General features: G+C 69.3%; 17 protein-coding genes and 1 pseudogene. 7 read left to right on the top strand and 11 right to left on the bottom strand.

What is annotated here, in order from left to right; all coding sequences use genetic code 11:
* Nucleotides 1-22: 22 nt before the first annotated feature.
* From ACFYZB_RS41200 to ACFYZB_RS41185, 4 genes are all read right to left on the bottom strand, one after another.
* Nucleotides 23-487 (bottom strand): acyl-CoA thioesterase, encoded by a 465-nt coding sequence (locus tag ACFYZB_RS41200; protein WP_388767040.1) that lies wholly within the window; start codon nucleotides 485-487, stop codon nucleotides 23-25.
* A 200-nt stretch (nucleotides 488-687) separates the two neighbouring features.
* A complete protein-coding gene (locus ACFYZB_RS41195; RefSeq protein ID WP_388767039.1) occupies nucleotides 688-2133 on the bottom strand; it encodes an MFS transporter in 1446 nt (481 codons plus the stop codon).
* Nucleotides 2134-2271: 138 nt separating this feature from the next.
* Nucleotides 2272-2703 (bottom strand): ATP-binding protein, encoded by a 432-nt coding sequence (locus tag ACFYZB_RS41190; RefSeq protein ID WP_388767038.1) that lies wholly within the window; start codon nucleotides 2701-2703, stop codon nucleotides 2272-2274.
* 176 nt (nucleotides 2704-2879) lie between these two features.
* Entirely contained in the window at nucleotides 2880-5186 is a 2307-nt protein-coding gene (locus ACFYZB_RS41185; protein WP_388767037.1) for an ATP-binding protein, read from the bottom strand.
* A gap of 323 nt (nucleotides 5187-5509) precedes the next feature.
* On the opposite strand from ACFYZB_RS41185, the gene ACFYZB_RS41180 reads away from it, so the two are divergent.
* The gene (locus tag ACFYZB_RS41180; protein ID WP_351214566.1) at nucleotides 5510-6172 is read left to right on the top strand and encodes a response regulator transcription factor; all 663 of its coding nucleotides are present in this window, start codon (nucleotides 5510-5512) and stop codon (nucleotides 6170-6172) included.
* Nucleotides 6173-6253: 81 nt separating this feature from the next.
* Here the strand turns inward: ACFYZB_RS41180 and mftE are convergent, their stop codons facing one another.
* Genes mftE through mftA form a run of 5 tightly spaced genes read right to left on the bottom strand, consistent with a single transcriptional unit; the run spans nucleotide 6254 to nucleotide 9867 of the window.
* Nucleotides 6254-6952 (bottom strand): mycofactocin biosynthesis peptidyl-dipeptidase MftE, encoded by a 699-nt coding sequence (mftE, locus tag ACFYZB_RS41175; RefSeq protein ID WP_388767036.1) that lies wholly within the window; start codon nucleotides 6950-6952, stop codon nucleotides 6254-6256.
* Nucleotides 6952-8145 (bottom strand): pre-mycofactocin synthase MftD, encoded by a 1194-nt coding sequence (gene mftD, locus ACFYZB_RS41170; protein WP_388767035.1) that lies wholly within the window; start codon nucleotides 8143-8145, stop codon nucleotides 6952-6954. The genes mftE and mftD overlap by 1 nt, the downstream gene beginning before the upstream one ends.
* 37 nt (nucleotides 8146-8182) lie before the next feature.
* Nucleotides 8183-9397 carry a mycofactocin radical SAM maturase gene (mftC, locus tag ACFYZB_RS41165; protein ID WP_388767033.1) on the bottom strand — a complete coding sequence of 405 codons (1215 nt, stop codon included), beginning with the start codon at nucleotides 9395-9397 and terminating at the stop codon, nucleotides 8183-8185.
* Nucleotides 9394-9735, bottom strand: a complete 342-nt coding sequence (mftB, locus tag ACFYZB_RS41160) for a mycofactocin biosynthesis chaperone MftB (protein ID WP_158918945.1) — start codon at nucleotides 9733-9735, stop codon at nucleotides 9394-9396. Before mftB ends, mftC begins: the two co-directional genes overlap by 4 nt.
* A 12-nt stretch (nucleotides 9736-9747) precedes the next feature.
* Nucleotides 9748-9867, bottom strand: coding sequence for a mycofactocin precursor MftA (mftA, locus tag ACFYZB_RS41155; protein WP_158918944.1), 120 nt, complete (start codon nucleotides 9865-9867; stop codon nucleotides 9748-9750).
* 177 nt (nucleotides 9868-10044) lie between these two features.
* Between mftA and mftF the strand changes: the two genes are divergently transcribed.
* From mftF to ACFYZB_RS41135, 4 genes and pseudogenes are all read left to right on the top strand, one after another.
* Nucleotides 10045-11481, top strand: coding sequence for a mycofactocin biosynthesis glycosyltransferase MftF (gene mftF, locus ACFYZB_RS41150; protein WP_233273289.1), 1437 nt, complete (start codon nucleotides 10045-10047; stop codon nucleotides 11479-11481).
* On the top strand, nucleotides 11474-13033 hold the full coding sequence (gene mftG, locus ACFYZB_RS41145) for a mycofactocin system GMC family oxidoreductase MftG (RefSeq protein WP_388767032.1): 1560 nt from the start codon (nucleotides 11474-11476) through the stop codon (nucleotides 13031-13033). The genes mftF and mftG overlap by 8 nt, the downstream gene beginning before the upstream one ends.
* An 80-nt stretch (nucleotides 13034-13113) precedes the next feature.
* Entirely contained in the window at nucleotides 13114-15738 is a 2625-nt protein-coding gene (locus ACFYZB_RS41140) for a SpoIIE family protein phosphatase (RefSeq protein ID WP_388767031.1), read from the top strand.
* Nucleotides 15739-16220: 482 nt separating this feature from the next.
* Nucleotides 16221-16463 (top strand): annotated as a pseudogene (locus tag ACFYZB_RS41135) (RNase J family beta-CASP ribonuclease); the annotation flags it as partial.
* A 456-nt stretch (nucleotides 16464-16919) separates the two neighbouring features.
* Here ACFYZB_RS41135 and ACFYZB_RS41130 read toward each other — a convergent pair.
* Both ACFYZB_RS41130 and ACFYZB_RS41125 read right to left on the bottom strand, forming a co-directional pair.
* The gene (locus ACFYZB_RS41130; RefSeq protein ID WP_388767030.1) at nucleotides 16920-18038 is read right to left on the bottom strand and encodes a fatty acid desaturase family protein; all 1119 of its coding nucleotides are present in this window, start codon (nucleotides 18036-18038) and stop codon (nucleotides 16920-16922) included.
* Nucleotides 18039-18045: 7 nt separating this feature from the next.
* Nucleotides 18046-19110 carry a ferredoxin reductase gene (locus ACFYZB_RS41125; RefSeq protein WP_388767029.1) on the bottom strand — a complete coding sequence of 355 codons (1065 nt, stop codon included), beginning with the start codon at nucleotides 19108-19110 and terminating at the stop codon, nucleotides 18046-18048.
* An 87-nt stretch (nucleotides 19111-19197) separates the two neighbouring features.
* On the opposite strand from ACFYZB_RS41125, the gene ACFYZB_RS41120 reads away from it, so the two are divergent.
* Both ACFYZB_RS41120 and ACFYZB_RS41115 read left to right on the top strand, forming a co-directional pair.
* Nucleotides 19198-20337 carry a PucR family transcriptional regulator gene (locus ACFYZB_RS41120; RefSeq protein WP_388767028.1) on the top strand — a complete coding sequence of 380 codons (1140 nt, stop codon included), beginning with the start codon at nucleotides 19198-19200 and terminating at the stop codon, nucleotides 20335-20337.
* Nucleotides 20338-21666: 1329 nt separating this feature from the next.
* Nucleotides 21667-21908: transposase (locus tag ACFYZB_RS41115; RefSeq protein WP_388767027.1), on the top strand; the 242-nt coding region annotated here is incomplete at its 3' end.

Genomic DNA, 21908 nt, shown 5'->3' with positions numbered 1-21908 from the left:
AGTCGGTGCGTTGCGCAGGACGTCAGTGCGCCATCGGGTGCGTCGGCTCCGCCAGGTATGCCTCGAACACGGCGCGCTCGTCCGGGGTGATCGGCCGAGACCGGCGGCGCTCCATGTCCCACATCGCGAGCGTCGCTGTCGAACGAGCACAGAGGTAGCCTGCCGTCGTCAAGTGCTCCACCACACGGAAGCTGGAGGTCCGCACCTCACGCAGGGCCAGTTCGACGCTCACGGCTCCATCGTCGGGCGTGACCTCGTGCAGGTACTCGATGTGCTGGGTCGCCACCACATAGGTCGGATACGCGACGCCGAGCGTTCCGGTCATCCAAGCCGAGCGGGTCTCCTCGAACAAGGCGAGGTAGGCCGACGCCGTGAGATGGCCGAGGCCGTCGAAATCGCCGAATCGCAGGCGGAATTCGCTCCGCCACACGTCAGAGCCGTTGACTGCGATGATGTGACGCTTTGCTGCATTGCCGGGTACAGGCACGCTCCACCTCCATTGGCATTTCGCGCAACGTAGGTGGCATATGGGGCTGTTGGGTGCGGCCGGGCGAAGACCTTGCCCGAGTGGGGGGTGTGCACCGCGGCCGGACGGCCACACGCCGCGCGTTCGGAGCGGACCAGACTGCGGCCGGCTGACTCCGAACGCGCGGCGTGTGGTGCACGAGCTCCCGGCAGGCCGGCTCGCTACGCTTCCACGGAGCTTGCCGTGAGCTCGCCGCCGTGGCGCAGCCGCGAGATGAGCGTGACGACCAGGACCAGCAGCGAGAGCCCGACGGTGACCTCGTAGCCAACCGTGTAGAGGTACTCCTTCGGCAGGCCGATCTTGGGGATGGTGTCGAAGGTGAGCAGCGTGGTGACCACTGCCGATCCGAACGCGAAGCCGATGGCCATGGTGGTGCCCGCCATGCCCGCGGCCATCCCGGCCTTGTCCTCGGGGACGACCAGCTGCGGCACGGCGAAGGCGCCGCTGTAGCCCACTCGGCTGCCGAGGCCGACGAAGGCGGCACCGACGAGGTACTGCCACCTCTGGTCGTGGGCGAAGGCGAGCCAGCCGAGCCCCACGACGGAGACCGCGGTGCCGATGACGAGGACGGTGGCCGGACGGCCCTTCTGGACTGCCCTTTCGGCGGCCTTGCCACCGACGAACATCATCAGCGCGAACGGCAGCATGAGCAGGCCGGTGCCCAGAGCGTCGACACCCAGTCCGTATCCGACCCCAGCGGGAGTCTGGGTGTAGTAGGTCACCAGCAGCAGGAACGCGGCATCGATGGCGCCGAAGATTCCAGCGGCGAAACATGCCGGTGTGACCAGGGGCTTCTTCAGCAGCTGGATGTCGAACACCGCCGTGGGGGACTTGCGCTGGACCAGTCCCCACACGACGCCGCCGACTACACCCGCGCCCAGGACCGCGAGGATCGCCGTGCCGCTCCACGTGAGGCCCTGGGTCAAGGCGAGCAGCACAGCCGTGACCCAGGCGATCAGCCACACGGTTCCGAGGATGCCGATACGTCCGGACGACTCCGGCCGGGACGAGGGGACGATGATGAGCAGCGCCACCGTGGTCACCGCGAATGCCGCGGCCAGAATGTAGAAGAAGCTCGCGAGCGACAAGTACTTGACCGTCAGTCCGCCACCGACCATCCCGAGGACCGTCCCGGAGCCCGTAGCCATGATCAGCACGCTGACAGCCGTTGCGACCGCACTACCGGTCAGGTGCCGGCGCAGGAAGCTCAGTGGCAGCAGCTGTGCGGCGCCACCGAACCCGAGGAGTGCGGACCCGACCAGGAGCGCCGGGTAGGAATCACCGATGGCAGGCACGAGCGCACCGACGACCAGGAAGCCACCGGACAACAGCGAGGTCGTCCGATCGTTGAGCACGTCGGTGAGACGTGGAAGGAGGACGAAGCCTGCTCCGCCGCCCAACGTGAGCGCGGTGAAGATCCAGGCCGACGCCGCCACCCCGAGCCCGAACTGCTGCTGCATCAGCGGCAGGAGCGGCGGGAGCATGAAGGCGACCGCATTGGTCACAGTGGCCAGGAGCGCCGCAATGGCTATCAGTGCGCCACGCCGCGGCGTGACGCTCGTTGCATCTGCTCTGGGTATGTCAACCGACTCGGTGAATTCAGTCATGCCCGTCTCCCATGGTCGTTCGCCGCCTTCGCGGTCAGAGGAACCAGCCGAAGCCGGGCGAACGTACGGCGAGTTTCAGGCCACCCCATGGTGCGGCTGGCCGAAACCCGCCCAGGTGGGGGATGTCCCTCCGACGGGCTAGGCGGCGAGGGGCAGGTCCGCCCAGTGGGTGGCGCTTCTGCCGCACATGCGCGTACCGCGGGCGGAGGCGAGAAAGCCGATGATGGCGCTTCCACGCCCGTGCTCGTCGGGTTCGCAGTCGGCGGTTCGCGCACCGCGGTCGTTCGCCGGGCCGCCGTCCGTGACCGCGACGTGGATCATTTGGTGCTCGTTGGGCGGTACCAGCTGCAGGGCGACCGGGGGCAGGGCATGCTCGACGGCGTTGGTGACCAGTTCGGAGACCGCGAGAACGACCTGGTGGGCTTGGTCTTCCCGGACTCCCCAGCCCTTCAGCGTGTCGAGGGCCAGGTGGCGCGCGATGCCCGCGGCCTGCGGGGCGTGCGGCAGGTCCCACTGGCGGGCTTCGCGTCCGAGGGACGGGCGTGCGCCTGCGATCCCGGAAGGCGCCATGGCGCCAGGGTCACTGTCATGGGGAGGGGGCGTGACGTACATGATCATCGTCTCCGGTGATCTTGGGTGGAACTGCCTCCAATCTGCCGGTCGGGCATCGCGCCATTGAGCGTGGAACTACCTGTTCCGGTACCTGCCTCGTCCGATGTCTGCCCCGCCCTCATCACGAGGGTGGTTCACGTCCGCTCGGACTGTCTCTGCACGACCCAGCTCGCGATCTGAGTACGCGTGTTGAAGCCGAGCTTGGTGAGGATCTTCTCGACATGCCCTTCCGCGGTCCGCAGCGAAATGACCAGCCGTGCCGCGATGTCCTTGTTGGACAGGCCCTGCGCCACCAGTTCGGCCACCTCTCGTTCACGCCGGGTCAGCGTCGAAGCAGGACGTGGCGCATCGCTTGCGGGCTGTGTGCGCTCTCGCAGGGCGAGGGCGAGCGTTTCCTCGGTGGTCAGGGCACTGCCACGTTCGAGAGCCGCGTCGAACTGGGCGTCCCCCATCTTGTCCCGCGCCATCGTCTCGAACTTGGCTCGCTGTGCGAGCAGGAGCGTCCAGCCGAACAGCGGGGCTCCGAGGGTCTGCCACAGGGGGTTCGCCCCGCCGAACAACGTGGCGGCTCGCTCGGCGTTGCCCTTCGCCGCCGTGGTCCAGGCGAGTACGTCGAGTGCGAGCGCCATCCCAAGGGTGTCGTGGAAGAACCGCTTGATCCTGAGCGCCTCGCACAAGTCGGCTTCCGCCGCGTCGAGCTCGCCGTGAATCAAGCGCAGGAATCCGCGCCCCCACAGCACCCATGACAGCACCCACTGATCGCCGGCCGCTGTGCAGCGCCGGAACAACTCCTCGATGATCTCCGCGGCTTTGTCGAGTTCGCCCAGGAGGATGAGGGCCGCTGCCAACTCCGTCCGGAGGTTGTTCGGATAGTGGACGGGTGTTTTGGTCTCGGCGTACTGCTCGAGGGCCTCGTTGAACAGGGGGATCGCGCCGGACAGGTCCGTGCTGAGAAACTTGCTCAGTCCGCGCACGTGCGTGGCATAGGCGAGCGCGGCGGGGTCGTTCAGGTGGACGGCGACCTTTCGGGCGTCCTCGGCCGACTCCGCTGCCGCAGCCTCGTCTCCCTGGCATGCGGCGATGTACGCGACGGTGGCAAGCGCCCAGGCCCGTTCGCGGCTGGGCTCCGCGTCGAGCGCCAACGCTCGGCCCAGCCACAGCCTGGCCTCGGTGGGGTACCCCATCGCCAGCCATAGCCAGGGCGCCGCCGCCATGCGCAGTCCGGTACGCGCCTCACCGGGCTGGGACAGGCAGTATTCCAGTGCGTGCCGCAGGTTCGGGAGCTCCAACTGAAGCCTGCTCGCCCACTCCCGCTGCCGCGGGCCGCTCCACTCGTCCCCCGCCACCTCCATGAGTTGCCGGTACCGGTCGCGGTGCCGCCGGCGGAGGGCCGGTTCCAGGCCCGACTCCGAGAGCCGGGCCTGGCCGTACGCACGGATGGTTTCCAGCATGCGGAAGCGGACGTACTCTCCCTGCTCCTCGCGAATGAAGATCGACTTGTCGACGAGGCCGGCGACGGTGTCGAGAACCGCATGCCGGGGGAGCGCCTCATCGGTGCATACCGCCTCGAGCGCGTCGGTGCTGAACCCACCGACGAAGACGGACGCCCGCGCCCACAGCCTCTGCTCGTTCGGGGTGCACAGGTCATAGCTCCAGTCGATGAGCGCCTGAAGGGTCTGATGCCGTTCCGGCAGGTTGCGGGTGCCCTCCCGCAAGAGCTGGAACCGGTCGTCCAAGCGGCTCGCGAGATCATGGACGGTGAGCACCCGCAACCGCACCGAGGCCAGTTCGATGGCCAGCGGGATCCCTTCCAGGCGCCGGCAGAGGCGGACGACCGCCGCTTCGTTGTCGGGCGTGATCGAGAAGCCGGGAACGACGGCCGCCGAACGGTCGGCGAACAGAGTGACCGATGGGTACTGGGTCGCCGTGCCGGGCTCGACGGACTCATCAGGAGGGGGAGTCGGCAGCGGTGGGACGGGGTAGATGTGCTCCCCGGCGATTCTGAGCGCCTGCCTGCTGGTGGCCAGGATCCGCACCTCGGGCGCCGCACGCAGCACCTGGTCTGCCAGGCCCGCGGCCGCGTCCACCAGGTGCTCACAGTTGTCCAGGACCAGCAGCATGCGCCGCTGCCCCAGATGATCACGCAGCACGGTCATGGGTGAGCGGGGGGACTGCTCCTTGATCCCGAGAGCGTCGACCACGCTGTGGGGGAGCAGCGCCGGGTCTTTCAACGACGCCAGTTCCACCAGACAGACACCGTCCGGGAAGGCTCGCTGCATCTCTCCGGCGACGCGGAGAGCGAGCCGCGTCTTGCCGACCCCGCCGATGCCGGTCAGCGTCACCAGCCGGGTCGTGGAGAAGAGCTGCCGGAGCGCGGCGACATCCTTTCGCCGCCCCACGAAGCTGGTGAGTTCCGCCGGCACGGCGTTCGGAGTAGGCATCGAGTCCCCACGTGCGCAGTTCGGGAGCGGTGATCCGATCGTACCGCCGTACACAGCCCGAGCCGAGACCCCCGGGAGCCCGGGGACAGGTACTCGTACGGGTAGTTCCCCGGGCGTCTGTCCGCCGGTCGGTGGTCAAGCTGTGAGGTCAGATCGCGCCGGTGAAACCGCAGGTCACGACGGGGAGAGCCGGACGTGTCGGAGGATCGGGAAATCCGTGAATTTCTTCAGCCTCTCCGGTCAATGCGCCCGGCGAGCCCTCCTGCCGCGGTTGGCCGGCCGGTCCGTTCTTGCATGTTCTAGGAGTAGTCGGAGGTGTCGTCATGACACTTGTCCTCGCCGAGCGGGTTGCTCCCACGGGTCGGGTTCGCCCGGTGCTGGAGGACCGATGTCAGATGCAGCGGGTGCTGGTGGCGGAGGAGCACGAGCTGGTGCTCGCGGGGTTGCGTGCGGTGTTGCTGAGCCAGCCGTGGGTGGCGTCGTGTCTGGCGGCGGATTCGCAGGAGGCCGCCTGGCAGGTGGCGCGGCGTCATCATCCGCAGCTGGTGTTGGTGAGTACGTCGTTGGGAGGCCGGTCGGGGCTGGACCTGTGCCGGGACCTTCGGGACCGGATGCCGCACGTCAAGGTTGTTCTGCTGTCCGGAGAGGGGCGGGTGTCGGCGGCGCTGGCGTCGGCGCACGGCGCGGTGGCGTCCTTGTCGAAGCAGATGCCGACTGCGGCGATCGTGGCGGCGGTGAAGCGTGTCGCGGAGGGCGCGCGGGTGTTCCCGAAGGATGAGGCACCCGCCGCGGTGCGGCTTTCGAAGCGTGAACTGGACGTCCTGCAGCATCTGGTGCTGGGGTTGAGTAACCCGGAAGTGGCAGCTGTGCTGAATCTGTCCCGGCATACGGTGAAACAGCACACGACCACGGTGTACCGGAAGCTGGGGGTGCGGAACCGGGCCCAGGCGGCCAGCCGCGCTCAGGAGCTCGGACTCGTCGGCTGAGTTTCGAGTCGCAGCGCAGGCGTTCACCCACCGGCTGTGTGGCAGCGCCTGCGCTCAAGTCCGGACAGGCGGAACGCCTGCTCAAGAGGCGGCGTCGGTGTGCCGGCGATGCCGGGTCACCAGGTCCGCGAGCTCGGCCACGGCTCGCTGGATGAGCAACCGGCCCTCGTCGGGGTTCGCGCCTCCGGGATCGCCGAGCACGCCGTTGGCGGTGACGGCGGACAGGCCGGCGCCCCGCAGACGCGGGAGGAGTGTGTGGACGGGGGCGGTGTTTCCGGCTCGCGCTGCCTCCATCCGTACCAGGTGGGGGGCCAGCGCCAGCATGACGGAGGTCTCGGTGCGGCCCGCGTGGGCGTCGCCGCCCCAGCGCGGGCCCCAGGCCAGGACGTGCCGCCCCTCGGTACGCAGTCGTCGGACGGCCCGGGTGACGGGCTGTGCGTTGCCGCCGTGAGCGGAGACCAGGACGACGCGAGGGAATGTCACCGTTGCCGACCTCACGAGCTCGACGAGGAGCAGCTCGACGGCCTCCTGGCCGACGGACAGCGTGCCGGGGAAATCCTGGTGCTCGCCGCTGGATCCGAACGCCACGGCGGGCGCCACGACGACATCGGGCGCCTGTGCCGCCAGCCGGTCGGTCAGGGCGACGGCGATGTCGGTGTCCGTGGACATCGGTAGGTGCGGCCCGTGCTGCTCCGTGGCGCCGACCGGCACGGCGAGGACGGTCCCCCGCCCCGCCAGATCTGCTACGTCGGTCCAGGTCAGGGAGGCCAGCGTGGTCATCAGGGGGCCTGGGCCGGGCGCGGTGCCCCGAGGACGCGGGCGAAGCCGTCGGGGAGCACCACGTCGTCGGGTGTGAGGTCGTGGATGGAGGAGCGCCCGAGTCCGAGGAGCGCGGAGTCGATGCCGCCGCGCAGGATGTCGAGCACGTTCTCCACGCCGGCCTGGCCACCCGCGGCCAGGCCCCACAGGTACGCCCGCCCGATCATCACGGCGCGGGCGCCGAGTGCCAGGGCCTTGACCACGTCGCTGCCCCGACGCACTCCGCCGTCGAGGAGTACTTCGATTTGGCCGCCCACGGCGTCGGCGATGGCGGGCAGGGCACGGATAGTCGCAGGGGTGCTGTCAAGGTTGTTGCCGCCGTGGTTGGAGACCGAGACGGCCTGGGCGCCGGCGTCCACGGCGCGCTTGGCGTCGTCGACGCGGATGATGCCCTTGACGAGGAACGGGCCGCCCCACTGCTCGCGCATCCACCGCACGTCGTCCCAGGTGGGAGGGGGTGTCTGCATCCATTCGCCGTAGGCGCCGAAGAACGTCGGGGCCTGCTCGCCGACGGCGGCGACGTTCGGGGTGGTCAGGTCGGGCAGCCGCCGGGTCCGGGCGAACGCGAGCAGCCAGCGCGGGTGGGTGATTCCCTCCGGCGCGAAGCGCGCCATTGCCTTGAGGTCGAGGCGCTCGGGGATGTGGGGGCTGCCCCAGTCCCGGCCGTGCGAGAACGACCAGTCCAGGGTCACGATCAGGCCCTTGGCGCCGGCCTTCCGGGCACGTTCCATCTGGGCGATCATGGAGTCCTTGCTGCCCATCCAGTACATCTGGAAGAACGTCTGCGGATTGGCCGCGACGACCTCCTCGACGGGCTTGCTGGCAAAGGAGCTCAGTCCCATCGCCGTGCCTCGGGCTGCCGCGGCGCGGGCCACGGCCACCTCCCCGTCGGGGTGCACGGCCTGCACTCCGGTCGGGGAGATGATCACCGGAAGGGAGATCGACTGGCCCAGGACGGTCGTGGCCTGGTCACGCTTGGCCGGCAGATCCGCGACGTGCGGCGCGAAGCCGGCCTCGGCGAAGGCGGCCATGTTGTCCTGGTAGGTCGTGCCGCGCTCGGAACCGGCGAGCAGGGCGCCGTAGACGGATGCCGGCAGTCGTCGCTTTGCTCGACGCTGCGCCTCGGCGACGGTTTCGAACCATGCGTTGGGCATGACGCCCCTTTCTTTCGTGGACCGAGCGGCCTTTCGGTCAGGCCAGAGGACTTTCGTCGCACATGCGCGTGGGCCGGCTCTCCCGCCGAACCGGCAGGCCGAGAAGGACGGGCTGCCCGCGCACCGGCCCCCGGTGGGAGTGGTCCTCGCTGGGCCGGGGAGCGGACGACCGGTCGCCGGCCAGCGCCGCCTCCGCGTGTCCCTGGACGCATTCCGGATCGGGGCCGTCGAGCGGTAGTCCTGTGAAGAACTTGGCGGCCATGCACCCACCACGGCAGGCGTCGAAGGCGGAACACTTCGTGCAGGCGCCACCCGTCTGAGGCTGCCGCAGCTCCTGGAAGAGCGACGAGGAGCGCCATACCCGGGTGAACCCGCCCTCGTCGCGGACGTTTCCGGCGCGGAAGGCGTCGTGGATGGCGAACGGGCAGGCGTACACCTCACCGACCGGGTCGATCAGGCACACCACCCGCCCGGCGCCGCACAGGTTCAGCCCGGGCAACGCCTCGCCGTAGGCGGAGAGATGGAAGAACGAGTCCCCGGTGAGCACCTCGTCGCCGTGCTCGACCAACCAGTCGTAGAGCTGCCGTTGCTGCGCTGCTGCGGGGTGCAGTTCGTCCCACGCGTCGGCGCCCCGGCCGGAGGGCCGCAGCCGCGTCAGCCGCAACTGTGCCCCGTACCGGTCGGCGAGTGCCTTGAACGCGTCCAGTTGCCCGATGTTGTGGCGGGTGGCCACGACCGAGATCTTGAACCCGGCGAAGCCCGCCGCGGCAAGGTTCTCCATGGCCTGCAGCACCGTCGCGTACGAACCCTCGCCCCGTACGGCGTCGTTGACCTCGGCCGTCGCCCCGTCCAGGGACAACTGGACGTCCACATAGTCACTGGCAGCCAGCCGCCGCGCGGCGTCCGGGGTGATCCTGACGCCGTTGGTGGAGAACTTGACGCCCACCTGGTGGGCGGTGGCGTAGTCGACCAGTTCCCAGAAGTCCGGGCGCACGGTCGGCTCGCCGCCGCCGATGTTGACATAGAAGACCTGCATGCGCTCCAGCTCGTCGATGACCATCTTGCACTCGTCGGTGGTCAGCTCGCGCGGGTCGCGCCGACCGGAGCTGGACAGGCAGTGCACGCAGGCCAGGTTGCAGGCGTAGGTGAGCTCCCAGGTCAGACAGATCGGCGCTTCGAGGCCGTGCTGAAAATGGTCCACGAGGCGGCCCGTCCGGGCCGGGCTCGGCGGTGCTACGGAAGGCACGGTCATCGCGCGTCCTCTCCTTGCAGATGAGCGTCACCGCGGCTCGGCGGACCGGTGCGCTCGGTGATCATCCGGGACTTCGCAAGCTGCGCCAGCGCGTCGCGGTAGCGCCCCGACTCGGCGGGGTCGACGCCTGCCACCCGGCAGGCTTCCGCCGCACTCGGGCGGTGGGCCAGTTCCTGTACGACGGTGAGCAGCCGGCGGTCCTTGAGGAAGGACAGTTGCCGGGTGCCGAAGTGGTAGAGCAGCGCCCCGAAGGGCTCCGGACGAACGGCGACCTGGGGGTGCACGGCCCAGGCCGCCTCCAGGTCGAACCGCTCGGACCCGTTCCTGTGCGTGGGCATGGTGTCCCCGCCTCAGTACACGCCGCACATGCCGTCGATCGACACGTCCTCGACAAGCAGGTCCTCCTCGATCAGTTGGTCGTCCTCGGCGGGGAGACGGTCAGCGGTCGAGGTCTGTGAGTTGTCGGTCATGGAGGTTCCCTTCGTTGTCCACGGCGCGGCCGGTGTCGCGGCGCAGGGTGACGGTAGGTATCCCCGGTGCCGTGAGCGGGTCGGTGCGCCGCACTTGCTGCCCACCTGGGGGATCGACGCGTCGAGACGAGCGGGTGAAGGCTGGTCGCCCGGCCTTCCGATGTTCGAGGACACCTGGTGATCGACGTTCCCCCACTCCCCGCGGTCTTCCGGCTGCGCCCCGACCCCGGCCTGCGTCTGCTGCGGGACGGGCGGGTCCTGTTGGGAGGCTCCCCGTACCGGCTGATGCGGCTGACGGCGCGCGCCGTGCCAGTCGTGAGCGCGTGGCTCGACGGGAAGCCGGTCGGGGAAGGGCGAGCGACCGGACTGCTGGCCCGTCGATTGGTCCAGGCAGGCATGATGCACCCCGTACCGCCGTCCGAGGCACCGCGCCCGTCCGTGACGGTCGTGGTACCGGTCCGGGACCGGGCCGGGCACCTCGCCCGCTGTCTGGCCGGCCTGAGCGGCGGACCGGAGGTGATCGTCGTGGACGACGCCTCGGCCGACCCCGGCGCGGTTGCGGACGTCGTGCGGGCGGCCGGCGCCAGGCTGGTCCGTCGCCCTGTGAACGGGGGCCCGGCGGCCGCGCGGAACACCGGACTCGCCCACGCCACCACCGAATTGGTGGCCTTCGTGGATTCCGACTGCCTGCCGACCCGCGCATGGGCCGACGCCTTGCTGCCGCACTTCGCGGACCCCGCCGTGGCCGCGGTGGCGCCGCGCATCGTGGCAGAGGGAGCGGGACGTGGCTTCCTCGCGGCCTACGAATGTGCGCGCTCGGCCTTGGACATGGGGCCCAGGGAGTCACTCGTACGACCCGGCTCGCACGTGCCCTATGTGCCCAGCGCCGCGTTGGTGGTGCGGCGCACCGCCGTGGGCCGGGGCTTCGACGAGACGATGCGCGTCGGGGAGGACGTTGACCTGGTGTGGCGGCTCGCGGCCGACGGTCACCACGTCCGCTACGACCCCTCCGCCACCGTGGCCCACCGGCACCGGACGCGTCCGCACCAGTGGCTGGCCCAGCGCATCCAGTACGGCACCTCCGCCGCACCGCTGGCCGCCCGGCACCCGGGCACGCTCCCGGCCACGTCGATGGCCGGCTGGAGCGCGCTCGCCTGGGGACTCGCCCTGGCACGACGGCCGCTCGCAGGTGCCCTGGTCACAGCGGGAACGACCGGACTGCTGGCGCGCAGACTCGCGGCCTGGTCGGACCGACCGTGGGCCACCGCGGCCCGGCTGAGCGGAGGCGGCACGTTGCTGGCAGGCGAACAACTCGGCCGTGCCGTGACGCGCACCTGGTGGCCACTGGCCCTGCCGCTGGCCGCAGCCGTACCCCGGCTGAGGCTCCCGCTGGCCGCAGCCGCCCTTCTGCCCCCGCTCCTGGAACACCGACGGAGCCGCCCCGGACTTCCGGTCCTGCCCTGGACGGTCACCCGCCTCGCCGACGACCTGGCCTACAGCCTCGGTGTCTGGAAGGGTTGCATCCGGGAGCGCACCACCGAGCCGCTCCGTCCGAGACTGTGGTGGCTCTCCGCCGATGGCGTCACGCCTCCGTCGGGACGTACTGGTGGCTGAGACCACGGACCGGACGTCCGCGGATGTGATCGTGGTCGGAGCAGGGGCTTCCGGTGCCGCGCTGGCGGCCCGCTTGAGCGAGGACGCCGGACGCACCGTACTCCTCGTCGAAGCAGGGCCGTTTCCGCGCCGTCTCCGCGATTTCGCGCTCGAGCTGCTCGACGCGCGGCTGATTCCCGGAGCCCAGCCGGACCACCGGGCCGTCCAGCGGTACGCCGCGCACCTCACGCCCGAGCGGCCCTACACGGTGGTCCGCGGGCGCCACCTCGGTGGCTCGACCACCGTCAACGGCGGCTATTTCGTCCGCGCCCGGCGCGCAGACTTCGACCGCTGGGCGGCAGCGGGCAACCCGGCCTGGACGTACGACCGGATGCTCCCTTGGCTGCGCGCCCTGGAGACGGACCTCGACCACGGCGCCGACGACCTGCACGGCGGCTGTGGACCGGTGCTGGTACGCCGCGCATCCCTCGCCCACCCTGCCGCAGTTGCCTTCCGCGACGCGGCGGACCACCTCGGCCACCCGCTCGAACCCGACAAGAACGACCAGGCGCCGCCGGGCTTCGGTCCCGTCCCGTGCAACGCCGTCGACGGTGTGCGGCTCAACACCGGCCTCACCTATGCGCTCTCGGCGCTGGGGCGCCCGAATCTCACCGCGCTCGGCGACTGCCCCGTCAGCAGGATCGTCATCCGCAACGGTCGCGCCACGGGAGTCGCCGTACGCCAGAATGGGCAAGAGACCGTCTTCTGTGGCGGCGAGATCGTCCTGTGCGCCGGCTCCCTCGTCACTCCGCAACTGCTCCAGTTGTCGGGCATCGGCCCGCGAGCCGACCTGGAGCGGCTCGGCATCCCCGTCGCCGTGGATGCCCCGGCGGTCGGCACCCGCTTCAGCGACCACCCTCAGCTCGTCCTGGAGTGGTCCCCACGGCGGGAACTGGGCGCGCCGCACGGCTCCTGGCTGGGCGGCTGCCTGCACCTGTCCTCCTCGGACGGAACCCATCCGGGTGACCTGGAGATCCTGCAGTCGCTGGTCCCCCTGGCAGGACTCGTCGGCGGCACGACGACCGTGCCCGGCGCGCCTTTGCCCTTCCTCGTCTCGGTCCAGTCACCTGGAAGGACCGGCCGCCTGTCCCTGACGTCCGCGGATCCCGCGACGCCCCCGCGTATCGAGTACGGCTACCTCGCCGGGCCCAAGGACCGCCGCCGCCTGCGCGAAGCCGTGCGCGCCACCGCGGAACTCATTACCACACCGGCCTTCGACGAAATCTCCCACGGACTGCTCCAACCGGGTCCGGACGTGCTCAACTGCGATCACGCACTGGACGGATGGATCAACCGGAACATCGGCACCGCTCACCACACATGCGGGACCGCACCGATGGGCCCGGACACCGCGAATGCGGTGGTCGACCAGTACGGAAGAGTCCACGGCGTGCACGGTCTCCGCGTCGCCGACACCTCGATCCTGCCCACGGCCCCACTGCGCGGCCCAGCGGCGACAGCCGTACTCATCGGAGAGGTCATAGCGCATGCCATGCGCGCTGAACTGCCCTGACAGGGTCTGTCGGGCGGCGTGGCCTCCGACCGGTGACCATGTGGCGAAGTGAGCCGAGTTACTGAAGGCGGCGGCTTCGGGTGATCGTGAAGGAGGGGTGTGCCAACGCGTCGCTGCGCAAGGTGGCACAGTGCGTCGGGTGCACGACAGGGGCGGTGACGCACTACTTCGCGAACAGGAGCACTGTCTCCCTCAGCCGGGGGGATGCTCGATGTCCCGGGATCGCGGTGGCGGTGACCTGGGGCGTAAGACGCGCCGCGGGAGCCGGGCGTAGCCTTGATTCCAGACGTTCCAGTACTTGGCAGGTCGTGTGCATGATGCGCGCATCACGTGAGACCGGTCATCACAGCCCTTTCGACACGCCTACGGCAGCGATGATCGTGGTGGATGCGCGGGGGAGGGTGACCGGCTGGAGTCCTGGAGCCAGCAGTCTCTACGGTGCTGACACCCGTGACGTGCTCGATCGCCCGGTGAGTGAGGTGCTGCGGGACGTTCGGGCCCGGGCCGACACGCTGCAAGGGTTCGAGGCACCGGGGGCACCGGCATCCGGGGGCGCCCGGACCGAGACCCGTACCGTTCGACGCCCGGACGGGTCGCTGGCGGAGACGGTCTTGCGCATCTTTCCGGTGGAGCAGGGCCAGGGGAGGCCCGCCTGGGTCGTGATGGCGGTGGCAAGCGACCGCTACGAGGAGCGGATGACGGACCAGTCGATGTTGTCCCGGCTCTTCACACAGGCGCCCGTGGGGCTGAGCGTCTACGGCCCCGATACCCGACTCAAGTGGGTCAATGAGGCTGTGCAGGAGGCCATGGGCTGGCACGCCGGTGAATGGTTCGGACGGCCCCACAGTGTGCTCTATCCGCACGGCAAGATCCTCTCTCCTCCGGGATACCACGACATGGACGAGGTCCTGAACGAGGTGTTGCGCAGCGGCGAACCGGTGCTCGACGTCCATTGGCGCGGGCCCACCCCCGCTGCCTCCGAGTACTACCAGGTCTACTCATGCTCGTACTTCCGTCTGCAGGACGAGGCGGGCCACCCCCTAGGCATCTGCGAGGCGGCCGTCGATGTCACCGACCGCTACGAAGCGCAGACTCGCCTGGCCCTGCTCAGCCGCGCCAGCGGGATCGGTACCACGCTCGACGCCAGGCAGACGGCGGAGGAACTCGCGGGGCTCGTCGTTCCGGAATTCGCCGACTCCGTACGGATCGAGGTCGCGGAGTCGGTCCTAGGAGGAGAGGAAGCCCCGTCCTACGCTTCTGGCGCACCGGCGGGGCTACGGCTCATGACACAACGCACGAAGAGTTACTCCGACATCACGAATAGTGATGTACTGCTCGGTGTCATCGGGACCCGCTCGACGACTGCGCACCAACGCTTGCTGGCCCTGCCTCTGCTCCTCGGCAGCACTACGCTCGGCAAGGTCACCCTCCTGCGGCAGCCGCCCCGTGCACCCTTCACCGAGGAGGATCGCGCCCTCGCCGAAGAACTGACCTCGCGCACCGCGGTGTGCCTGGACAACGCTCGCCGCTACATCCGCGAGCACACCACGGCGCTGAAACTACAGCGTGACCTCCTCCCGCGAGCGCTACCCCAGTCGAGCGGAATCGAGGTCGCGGACCGCTACATCCCCGCCGCCGGTCCTCTCGGAGTCGGGGGCGACTGGTACGACGTGATTCCGCTGTCGGGCGCCCGGGTCGGACTGGTGGTCGGCGACGTGGTGGGGCACGGAGTGGACGCCGCAGCCACCATGGGCCGGTTGCGCACCAGCGTGCGCGCACTGGCCGCCCTGGACCTTCCACCGGACGAACTCCTCGCCCGACTCGACGACTTGGTGGGTCAGACACGAGTCGGCGTACACCGCACACCGGGCGACGAGGGGACCGACAGGGCGCTGGGAGCGACCTGCCTCTACGCCGTATACGACCCCACCTCCTGCACGTGCGCCATGGCCAGCGCGGGCCACCTCCCGCCGGTCGCTGCCGGCCGGGGGGCAGGGGCCCGACAGGCTGAAGTGCTCGACCTGCCGATAGGCCCCCCGCTGGGCATCGGTGGGCTGCCCTTCGAGAGCGTGGAGTTCGAGTTCGCTGAGGGTACTGTGCTCGCCCTGTTCACTGACGGAATCGTCAAGGCGCGCAGCCGGGACGTGGACGAGGGAGTGGCGGACTTGTGCGACGCACTGGACGCCTCGACCGCGTCGCTGCAGAAAGCGTGCGACGACGTCGCCTCGCTGTATGCCCAGGGATCCACCGAGGACGATGCCGCGCTGATGCTGGTGCGCGTCCACGCCTTCCCCGAGGACAGCATGGCAGTCTGGCATGTCGCCTCCGACCCGGCCGAAGTGGCCGGAGCCCGTACGCTCGTCCGAGGCAAGCTGGAGGAATGGGGACTGGACGACGCGGCGTTCGTCTCGGAACTGGCCGTGAGCGAACTCGTCACCAACGCGATCCGATACGGCCGCCCCCCGGTCACCCTGCGCCTGCTTCGGGACGTCGATCGCACGCTGATCTGCGAGGTTTCGGACGGGGGTCACACGTCTCCACATCTCCGCCACGCCGGCAGCGAGGACGAAGGAGGACGGGGCCTGTTCCTGGTGGCACAGCTCACGACCATGTGGGGCACTCGTTACGGCCGCCGAGGCAAGACGATCTGGGCCGAGATCGGGCTGGAGCAGGAAGTGCCACTGGAGCTGTTTCTGGAGCCGTGACCTCGATCCCCCGGCTTTTGCAGGAGTGCCCAGGAGGGGGGCCGAAGTCAGCGGAAAAGCCGTTGCACGGGGCAGCCGACGGGCTTGGCAGGTAGCGAAGACACTGTGGGTCTTGCCGCGGGCACGCGTGAACATGCGCGCATCTTCCCTGCAGAGATCAAGGAGACGTGGGCGCTGGCGCCCCTCTGACGGGGGCCACGCCCTCGAGTTGGCCGCGTACCTGCGCGTCCTGGTCAGACGGACTCGGAGCTTTGCCCCCGACAGACCGAGTGACCGCGCAGGGGGACGACTGGCGCGCCATCAGAAAAGTCAGCAAAGGGTGAGTGTGAGTCCTCGAACACCCGGAGGACACTGAGCGAACTCGGGGTGCGCGAACCCGTACTTCACCAAGGGCACCGACCTATCCCGCCACACACGCGAGGACCTGGACGCCAGCCACCGAACTCAACAGCCGCCCATGCAGAACGCTCGACTGGGAGACCATCGACGCGGACACCGGCGCCCTCGCCGAGGCCCCCGACTGCCTGGCCCGCGGCTTCGTCCACGACGACGCCACCTTCGAGCCGGTCATCCCCGTCATCGAGAAGACCCTGGCCACCGCGGCCGAGGAAGGCGTCGGGGACGCGCGCCAACTCGAACAACTCCTCGCCCGCGCCGTGGCGAACTGGGTGTTCCGCACCTATTGCCGCAACCCCCTCATCATCCCCGTCATCATCGATGCCTGAGCCACACCCGGGCAGGCGTCCGGGGGCGGACGCCGATGTGCACGAGGTGAAACCCGGCGACGAGTCGGTCCTGATGTCCAGCCTCATCACCGGCCCACCGGGTCGGCCCGGGCGGCCCGGTGGCGAGCGCTGCGCCGGGCATCCCGCAGCACCTCCAGCAGCTGACCTGCCGCCCGAGCAGCAACATGACGGCCACGGGCATCAGAAACGCGGACAGCCCGGTGTACCGGCCAAAGGAGGAGAGAAAGTCCGTCCCACATGACGCTCATTTGACGCTCCGGCCGCCTCACAGCCCGCGCCCAAGGCAGGAAACCCCATGTGAACTGCAGATTCTCCTCCCGTCCACACACCTTGTGACGTGTTTCCGATGACGCATCACGTGGAGTGCGTGGCGATTCTGGAGCCTGCGGACAAGGGCGCCTGACCTCGGGTTCGTGAGCCAGGCGCTTGTAACAATCAGGCGGCGACGAGCTCCTGCTCCCGGTCCGGCGTCTTGACCTCGGGCTTCTTGTTCGGCAGCGAGAGCCGGAAGACCTTGCGCCACGCGGAGAACACCTGTTTGGGCAGCGGTCCGGTGACGTACTCCAGCTCGTACTTCTCGAACAGCGCGCGCACCTTCACCGCGACCTCGGCGTACCGGTTGCTCGGCAGGTCCGGGAACAGGTGGTGCTCGATCTGGTGCGACAGGTTGCCCGTCATGAAGTGCATGGCCCTGCTGCCGCTGATGTTCGCCGAGCCCATCATCTGGCGCAGGTACCACTGGCCGCGCGTCTCGCCGTTGATCGACCGGCGCTCGAAGACCTGCACGCCCTCGGGGAAGTGCCCGCACATGATCACGGAGTGGGACCAGATGTTGCGGACCAGGTTCGCGGTGAACGTGGCGGCGAGTGTGGGGAGGAACGACGGGCCCGACAGCAGCGGGTGGAGCAGGTAGTCCTTGAGCACCTGCTTGCGGATCTTGCGGCCCACGGCCTTGGCCCGCGCGCGGAACTCCGGGTTCTTGCGGCGGCGCTTGTTCAGGTTCTTGCCGAGCTCCAGGTCGTAAGCTGCGATGCCGTACTCGAAGAAGCAGGCGTTGATGAAGTTCCACAGCGGCTGGCCGAGGTGGAACGGGTGCCACTTCTGGTCCTCGTCGACGCGCATGATGCCGTAGCCGAGGTCGTTGTCCTTGCCGATCACGTTGGTGTACGTGTGGTGCAGCTCGTTGTGGGAGTGCTTCCACTGGTCGGCAGGCGAGACGTGATCCCATTCCCAGGTGGTGGAGTGGATCTTCGGGTCCCGCATCCAGTCCCACTGGCCGTGCAGGATGTTGTGGCCGATCTCCATGTTGTCCACGATCTTCGCCACGGACAGACCGGCGGTGCCGAGCAGCCACGCGGGCGGGAAGATCGAGAACAGCAGTACGCCCCTGCTGACCAGCTCGAGCTTGCGCTGCGCCGAGATGACCCTACGGATGTAGGCGGCGTCTTTCTCGCCGCGTCCGGCGATCACTTCGTCGCGGATCGCGTCCAGCTCGTGGCCGAGCTCCTCGATCTGCTCCGCCGTCAGATGGGCGGTGGGGTCGATGGCGGTCAAGGTGCTCCTACCGGTCGATGTCGCAAGGGCCCGCCGCGGCGGACACACAGGTCTGGATGAGGACGCCCGGCTCGGCCTCGGTGATCTCGCCGGTACGCAGGTCGCGGACGGCGCCCGCCTTGAGCGGCGTGACGCAGCCGAAGCAGATGCCCATGCGGCACCCGGACGGCATGAGCACGCCGGCCTCCTCGCCGACGTCCAGCAACGGCGTAGCGCCGTCCGCGTCGACGGTCTTGCCGGTGGCGCTGAACGTGACCTCGCCGCCGCCGCATCCGTCGCCGGCGACGACGATGCCGGGGCGGAAGCGTTCGGTGTGCAGGCGCTCTTGGACGCCGTGCCCGCTCCAGTGCTCTTCGGCGGCGTCGAGCAGGCCCGTGGGCCCGCAAGCCCAGGTCTCGCGCTCGGCCCAGTCGGGCACGAGTTCGTCGAGACGGGCGATGTCGAGCATGCCGTCTGTGGCGGTGTGCACCTCGATGAGCCGCAGCTTCTTGTCCGCGACCAGATCGTGCAGTTCGTTGCGGAAGATCACGTCCTGCGGCCGTGGCGCGCAGTGGACCATGACGACGTCGTCAAACTCGATGTCGCGCAGCATGCCCATCACGGGCGTGATGCCGCTGCCGGCCGTCAGGTAGAGCACCTTGGCGGGCTTGGCCTGCGGCAGCACGAAGTCACCGGTCGCCTGGTCGAGCTGGATCAACGTGCCCGATTTCGCCCTGCGGACCAGATGGTTACTGACCTTGCCGTCCGGGATCGCCTTCACGGTGATCGTGACGCGGCCGTCCTGGCGGTTCGTCGGCGAGGTGATGGAGTAGGCACGCCACAGGCGCACCCCGTCGACGTCGACCCCGATCCGCACGTACTGACCGGCTGTGTGGCCGCGCCAGCCCCGTCCCGGCCTGATCACGACAGTCGCGGCGTCATCCGTCTCGGGGTGCACGGCCTCGATGCGCCCACGCAGCTCAGCGCCCGCACGCAGTGGGCTGACCAGGTCGAGGTAGTCCGACGGCAGCAGCGGCGTCGTGACCATCTCCAGCAGTTTCCACGCCCTGCTGCGGAGGGTTGCACTCGTCATGACTCCAGCTTGCTGCGCCTCAGGGCGTAAAGTCCTGACCGCAGGACGTGAATCTGGTGGGTGGAATTGTTCGCAGGAAACAAAGACGTGAGCCATGCAATCCGGAGGGCCAGCGAACTGGCCCTGGACGAGACGACGGTCACCGCACTGAGGGCCGCGCTGAAGACCACCGCCGACGAGGTCGTCCAGGCGATCATCGACGAAGTCCCCTCCTACGCCAACGCCCTGTCGGGCCATATGGGCGCCACCATCCGCCGAGCCGTCCGCACCGCTCTGGGGCACTACCTGGACCTCGCGAGCGGGAACGCCACGGGCGGCGACGCCGGTGACGCGGCCTACGAGCTGGGCCGCGGCGAGGTGCGCGACGGCCGTTCGATGGACGCCCTGCTCAGCGCCTACCGCGTCGGCGCCCGCGTGGCCTGGCGATGCCTGGCAGCGGGCGCCGTGTCCGCAGGTCTGCCCGCCGCCGAGGTCGCCAAGTTCGCCGAGCTGACCTTCGCCTACATCGACGAGCTCTCCGCCGCGAGCGCCGCGGGCCACGCCGACGAACTGGCCGCCCGGGGCAGGGCCCACGAGCGCCACCTGGAACACCTCGCCCGCGACCTCCTCGCCGGCGCGAGCCCGGACGTGCTGCTGGCCTCTGCTCAACGGGCCGGATGGCAGCCTCCGGTTACGCTGACCGCGGTCCTGCTGCCCGCCGCCCAGGCCCGGCCTGCCTACCGCGCGCTCGACCCGAGCACCCTCGTCCTCGACGATCTGCCGGACGCCACCGGTGTGCTGCTCGTCCCCGATGCCGACCGATCACATCTCCTGCGGCAGCTGACCGACCGCACCGCCGTGGTCGGCCCGGCCCGGCCATGGACCCGTGCGTCCGCCTCGTACGCACGAGCCCTACGCGCGCGCTCCCTCTCCTCTGATATCCGCGACACCGAGGACCACCTGCCCGAGCTGGTGCTGAGCGCCGACGTGGACGCGTTCACAGACCTGCGTGCCCGAGCCCTCGCACCGTTGCGGACCTTGCCTGTCGCGACCGCACGGCGGCTGGAGGAGACGTTGCGGGCGTGGTTGCTGCACCAGGGCAGGCGGGACGAGGTGGCGGCGGCGTTGTTCGTCCATCCCCAGACCGTCCGGTACCGGATGTCGCAGCTGCGGGAGCTGTTTCCGGATCTCGCATCGCCACACCGGGTCCTTGAACTGACGCTGGCGGTCGGTCTTCGGGCCAGTTGACGCGTACTTCGACCGTCTACGAACTCCCGGCGGATCCCGGCATCGTGCTCGGTGTCCACCTGGACGTCCTTGCAGCCGGGAGGGCTTGGTCAGGCCGAGCGGCTGGCGTTCGTTCTGGATGGCTCGGACAACGGTGTGCGGCCGGGTGAGGCGCGAGGGCACGGGGACGGGGTCGGGGACGGCAAGGCGCCAGGCGGGGATGTCGACGAGCTTGATTTCATACCCGTCACGGCACCAGCTTCCGTAGAGCTCCTTCGTCTCCGGATCCTTCCGGATCTGCGTGCGGCGGCGATGCGGGATGGCCATTTCTCCAAGTCGGGACCGCTCCCGCTCTTGACGATCCTGCCGCCGGCCTCCGCGAGCTCCTGTAATAGCTGCTCCGTGAGCGTCACACGAGGCTGTGAGGGAGGGCGTGGCTTCCGCCCGGCGGCCGGAGTTGCCTGTGCTCGGGTGGACTGGGGTCGTGGAGCGGCGGCCTGGGTCTTCCGCGGGCGTGATCCGCGGGGAGGGTACGTGTCGTGTGCCAGGTAGTGCCGGCCGGCGCTTGTCAGGGCGACGCCCCACTGCCCGGCCTTCCGGGAGACCGTCACCAGGCCCCGGTTGTGGAGTGCCTGGCAGGTGATCTTGTAGGAGCTGGTGTTCCATACGCCTGCAGGGCACCCGGCTTCCACCCACTGCAACACCGACAGCTGACGCTCGTTGACCCGCTGTTCCAATGGTCCGCCTTCGACTCGAAGTGACGTACGACGGCGGCACGGTGTCAGTTCCGTTGGTAGGCGACCGGTGCTTCGACTCGATTCGTCCGAACGAGCTGACGTGGCTGCAAGCCGGATAGACGGAGAACGGTAGGTGGGTGCTGTCCTGCGGTGGGGTCTGACTCCTGAGATGCCTGACCAGAGTGTCCTGCTCACACTCTACGAGGGAGGAGCCGCAGCTGCCGCAGCCGGTGAGCACCACCTCCTTGCGTGACGTCTCCCTGTCAATGCCGGTCAGGGGTGAACGAGAGTCAACGCCTTGTCAGCCCGCTCAGTCAGGTTGAGCATCGGTTCGGCCGAAGTCATCCGGCAGTGATCGAGTCACGCGGCTGTACCGCGATCGATGGGACGGTTGTGCAGTGTCATCCCGGACGGGGTCTGACTCGTGAGATCTATGACCGAAGTGTCCAGTCACGGACCTGTCGACTGCCGTTGCGGGATGCTGCCTGCCACCGAGCCACAGGGCGTGTCCCTATAGGGGCCTTGCCGAGTTTCAGGCGCCATCACGGTTCAGACCGCCCCAAGCAGGCCGGTGCCATCGCCCAGTACGTCAGCATGTGGGAGGCACACCATCATGACAACCCGACAGCGCAGCACCTCATCCAGCGCGGATCCGCCCGTTCGGCGCGAGGTCGTCCTGGGCGTGGACACCCACGGCGAGGTGCATGTTGCCGCCGTGATCTCCCCGCTCGGGAAGATCCTGGGAACGGAGTCCTTTCCCGCGACGGCGGCCGGCTACCGACAGTTGCTCGTGTGGGCCCGCAAGCGAGGTACGGTGCGCCTGGCCGGGGTGGAGGGCACCGGCACCTACGGCGC

This window comes from Streptomyces sp. NPDC001852 (assembly GCF_042891825.1).
Taxonomy (GTDB): Bacteria; Actinomycetota; Actinomycetes; order Streptomycetales; family Streptomycetaceae; genus Streptomyces.
This window is presented reverse-complemented; position numbering and strand designations above follow the sequence as displayed.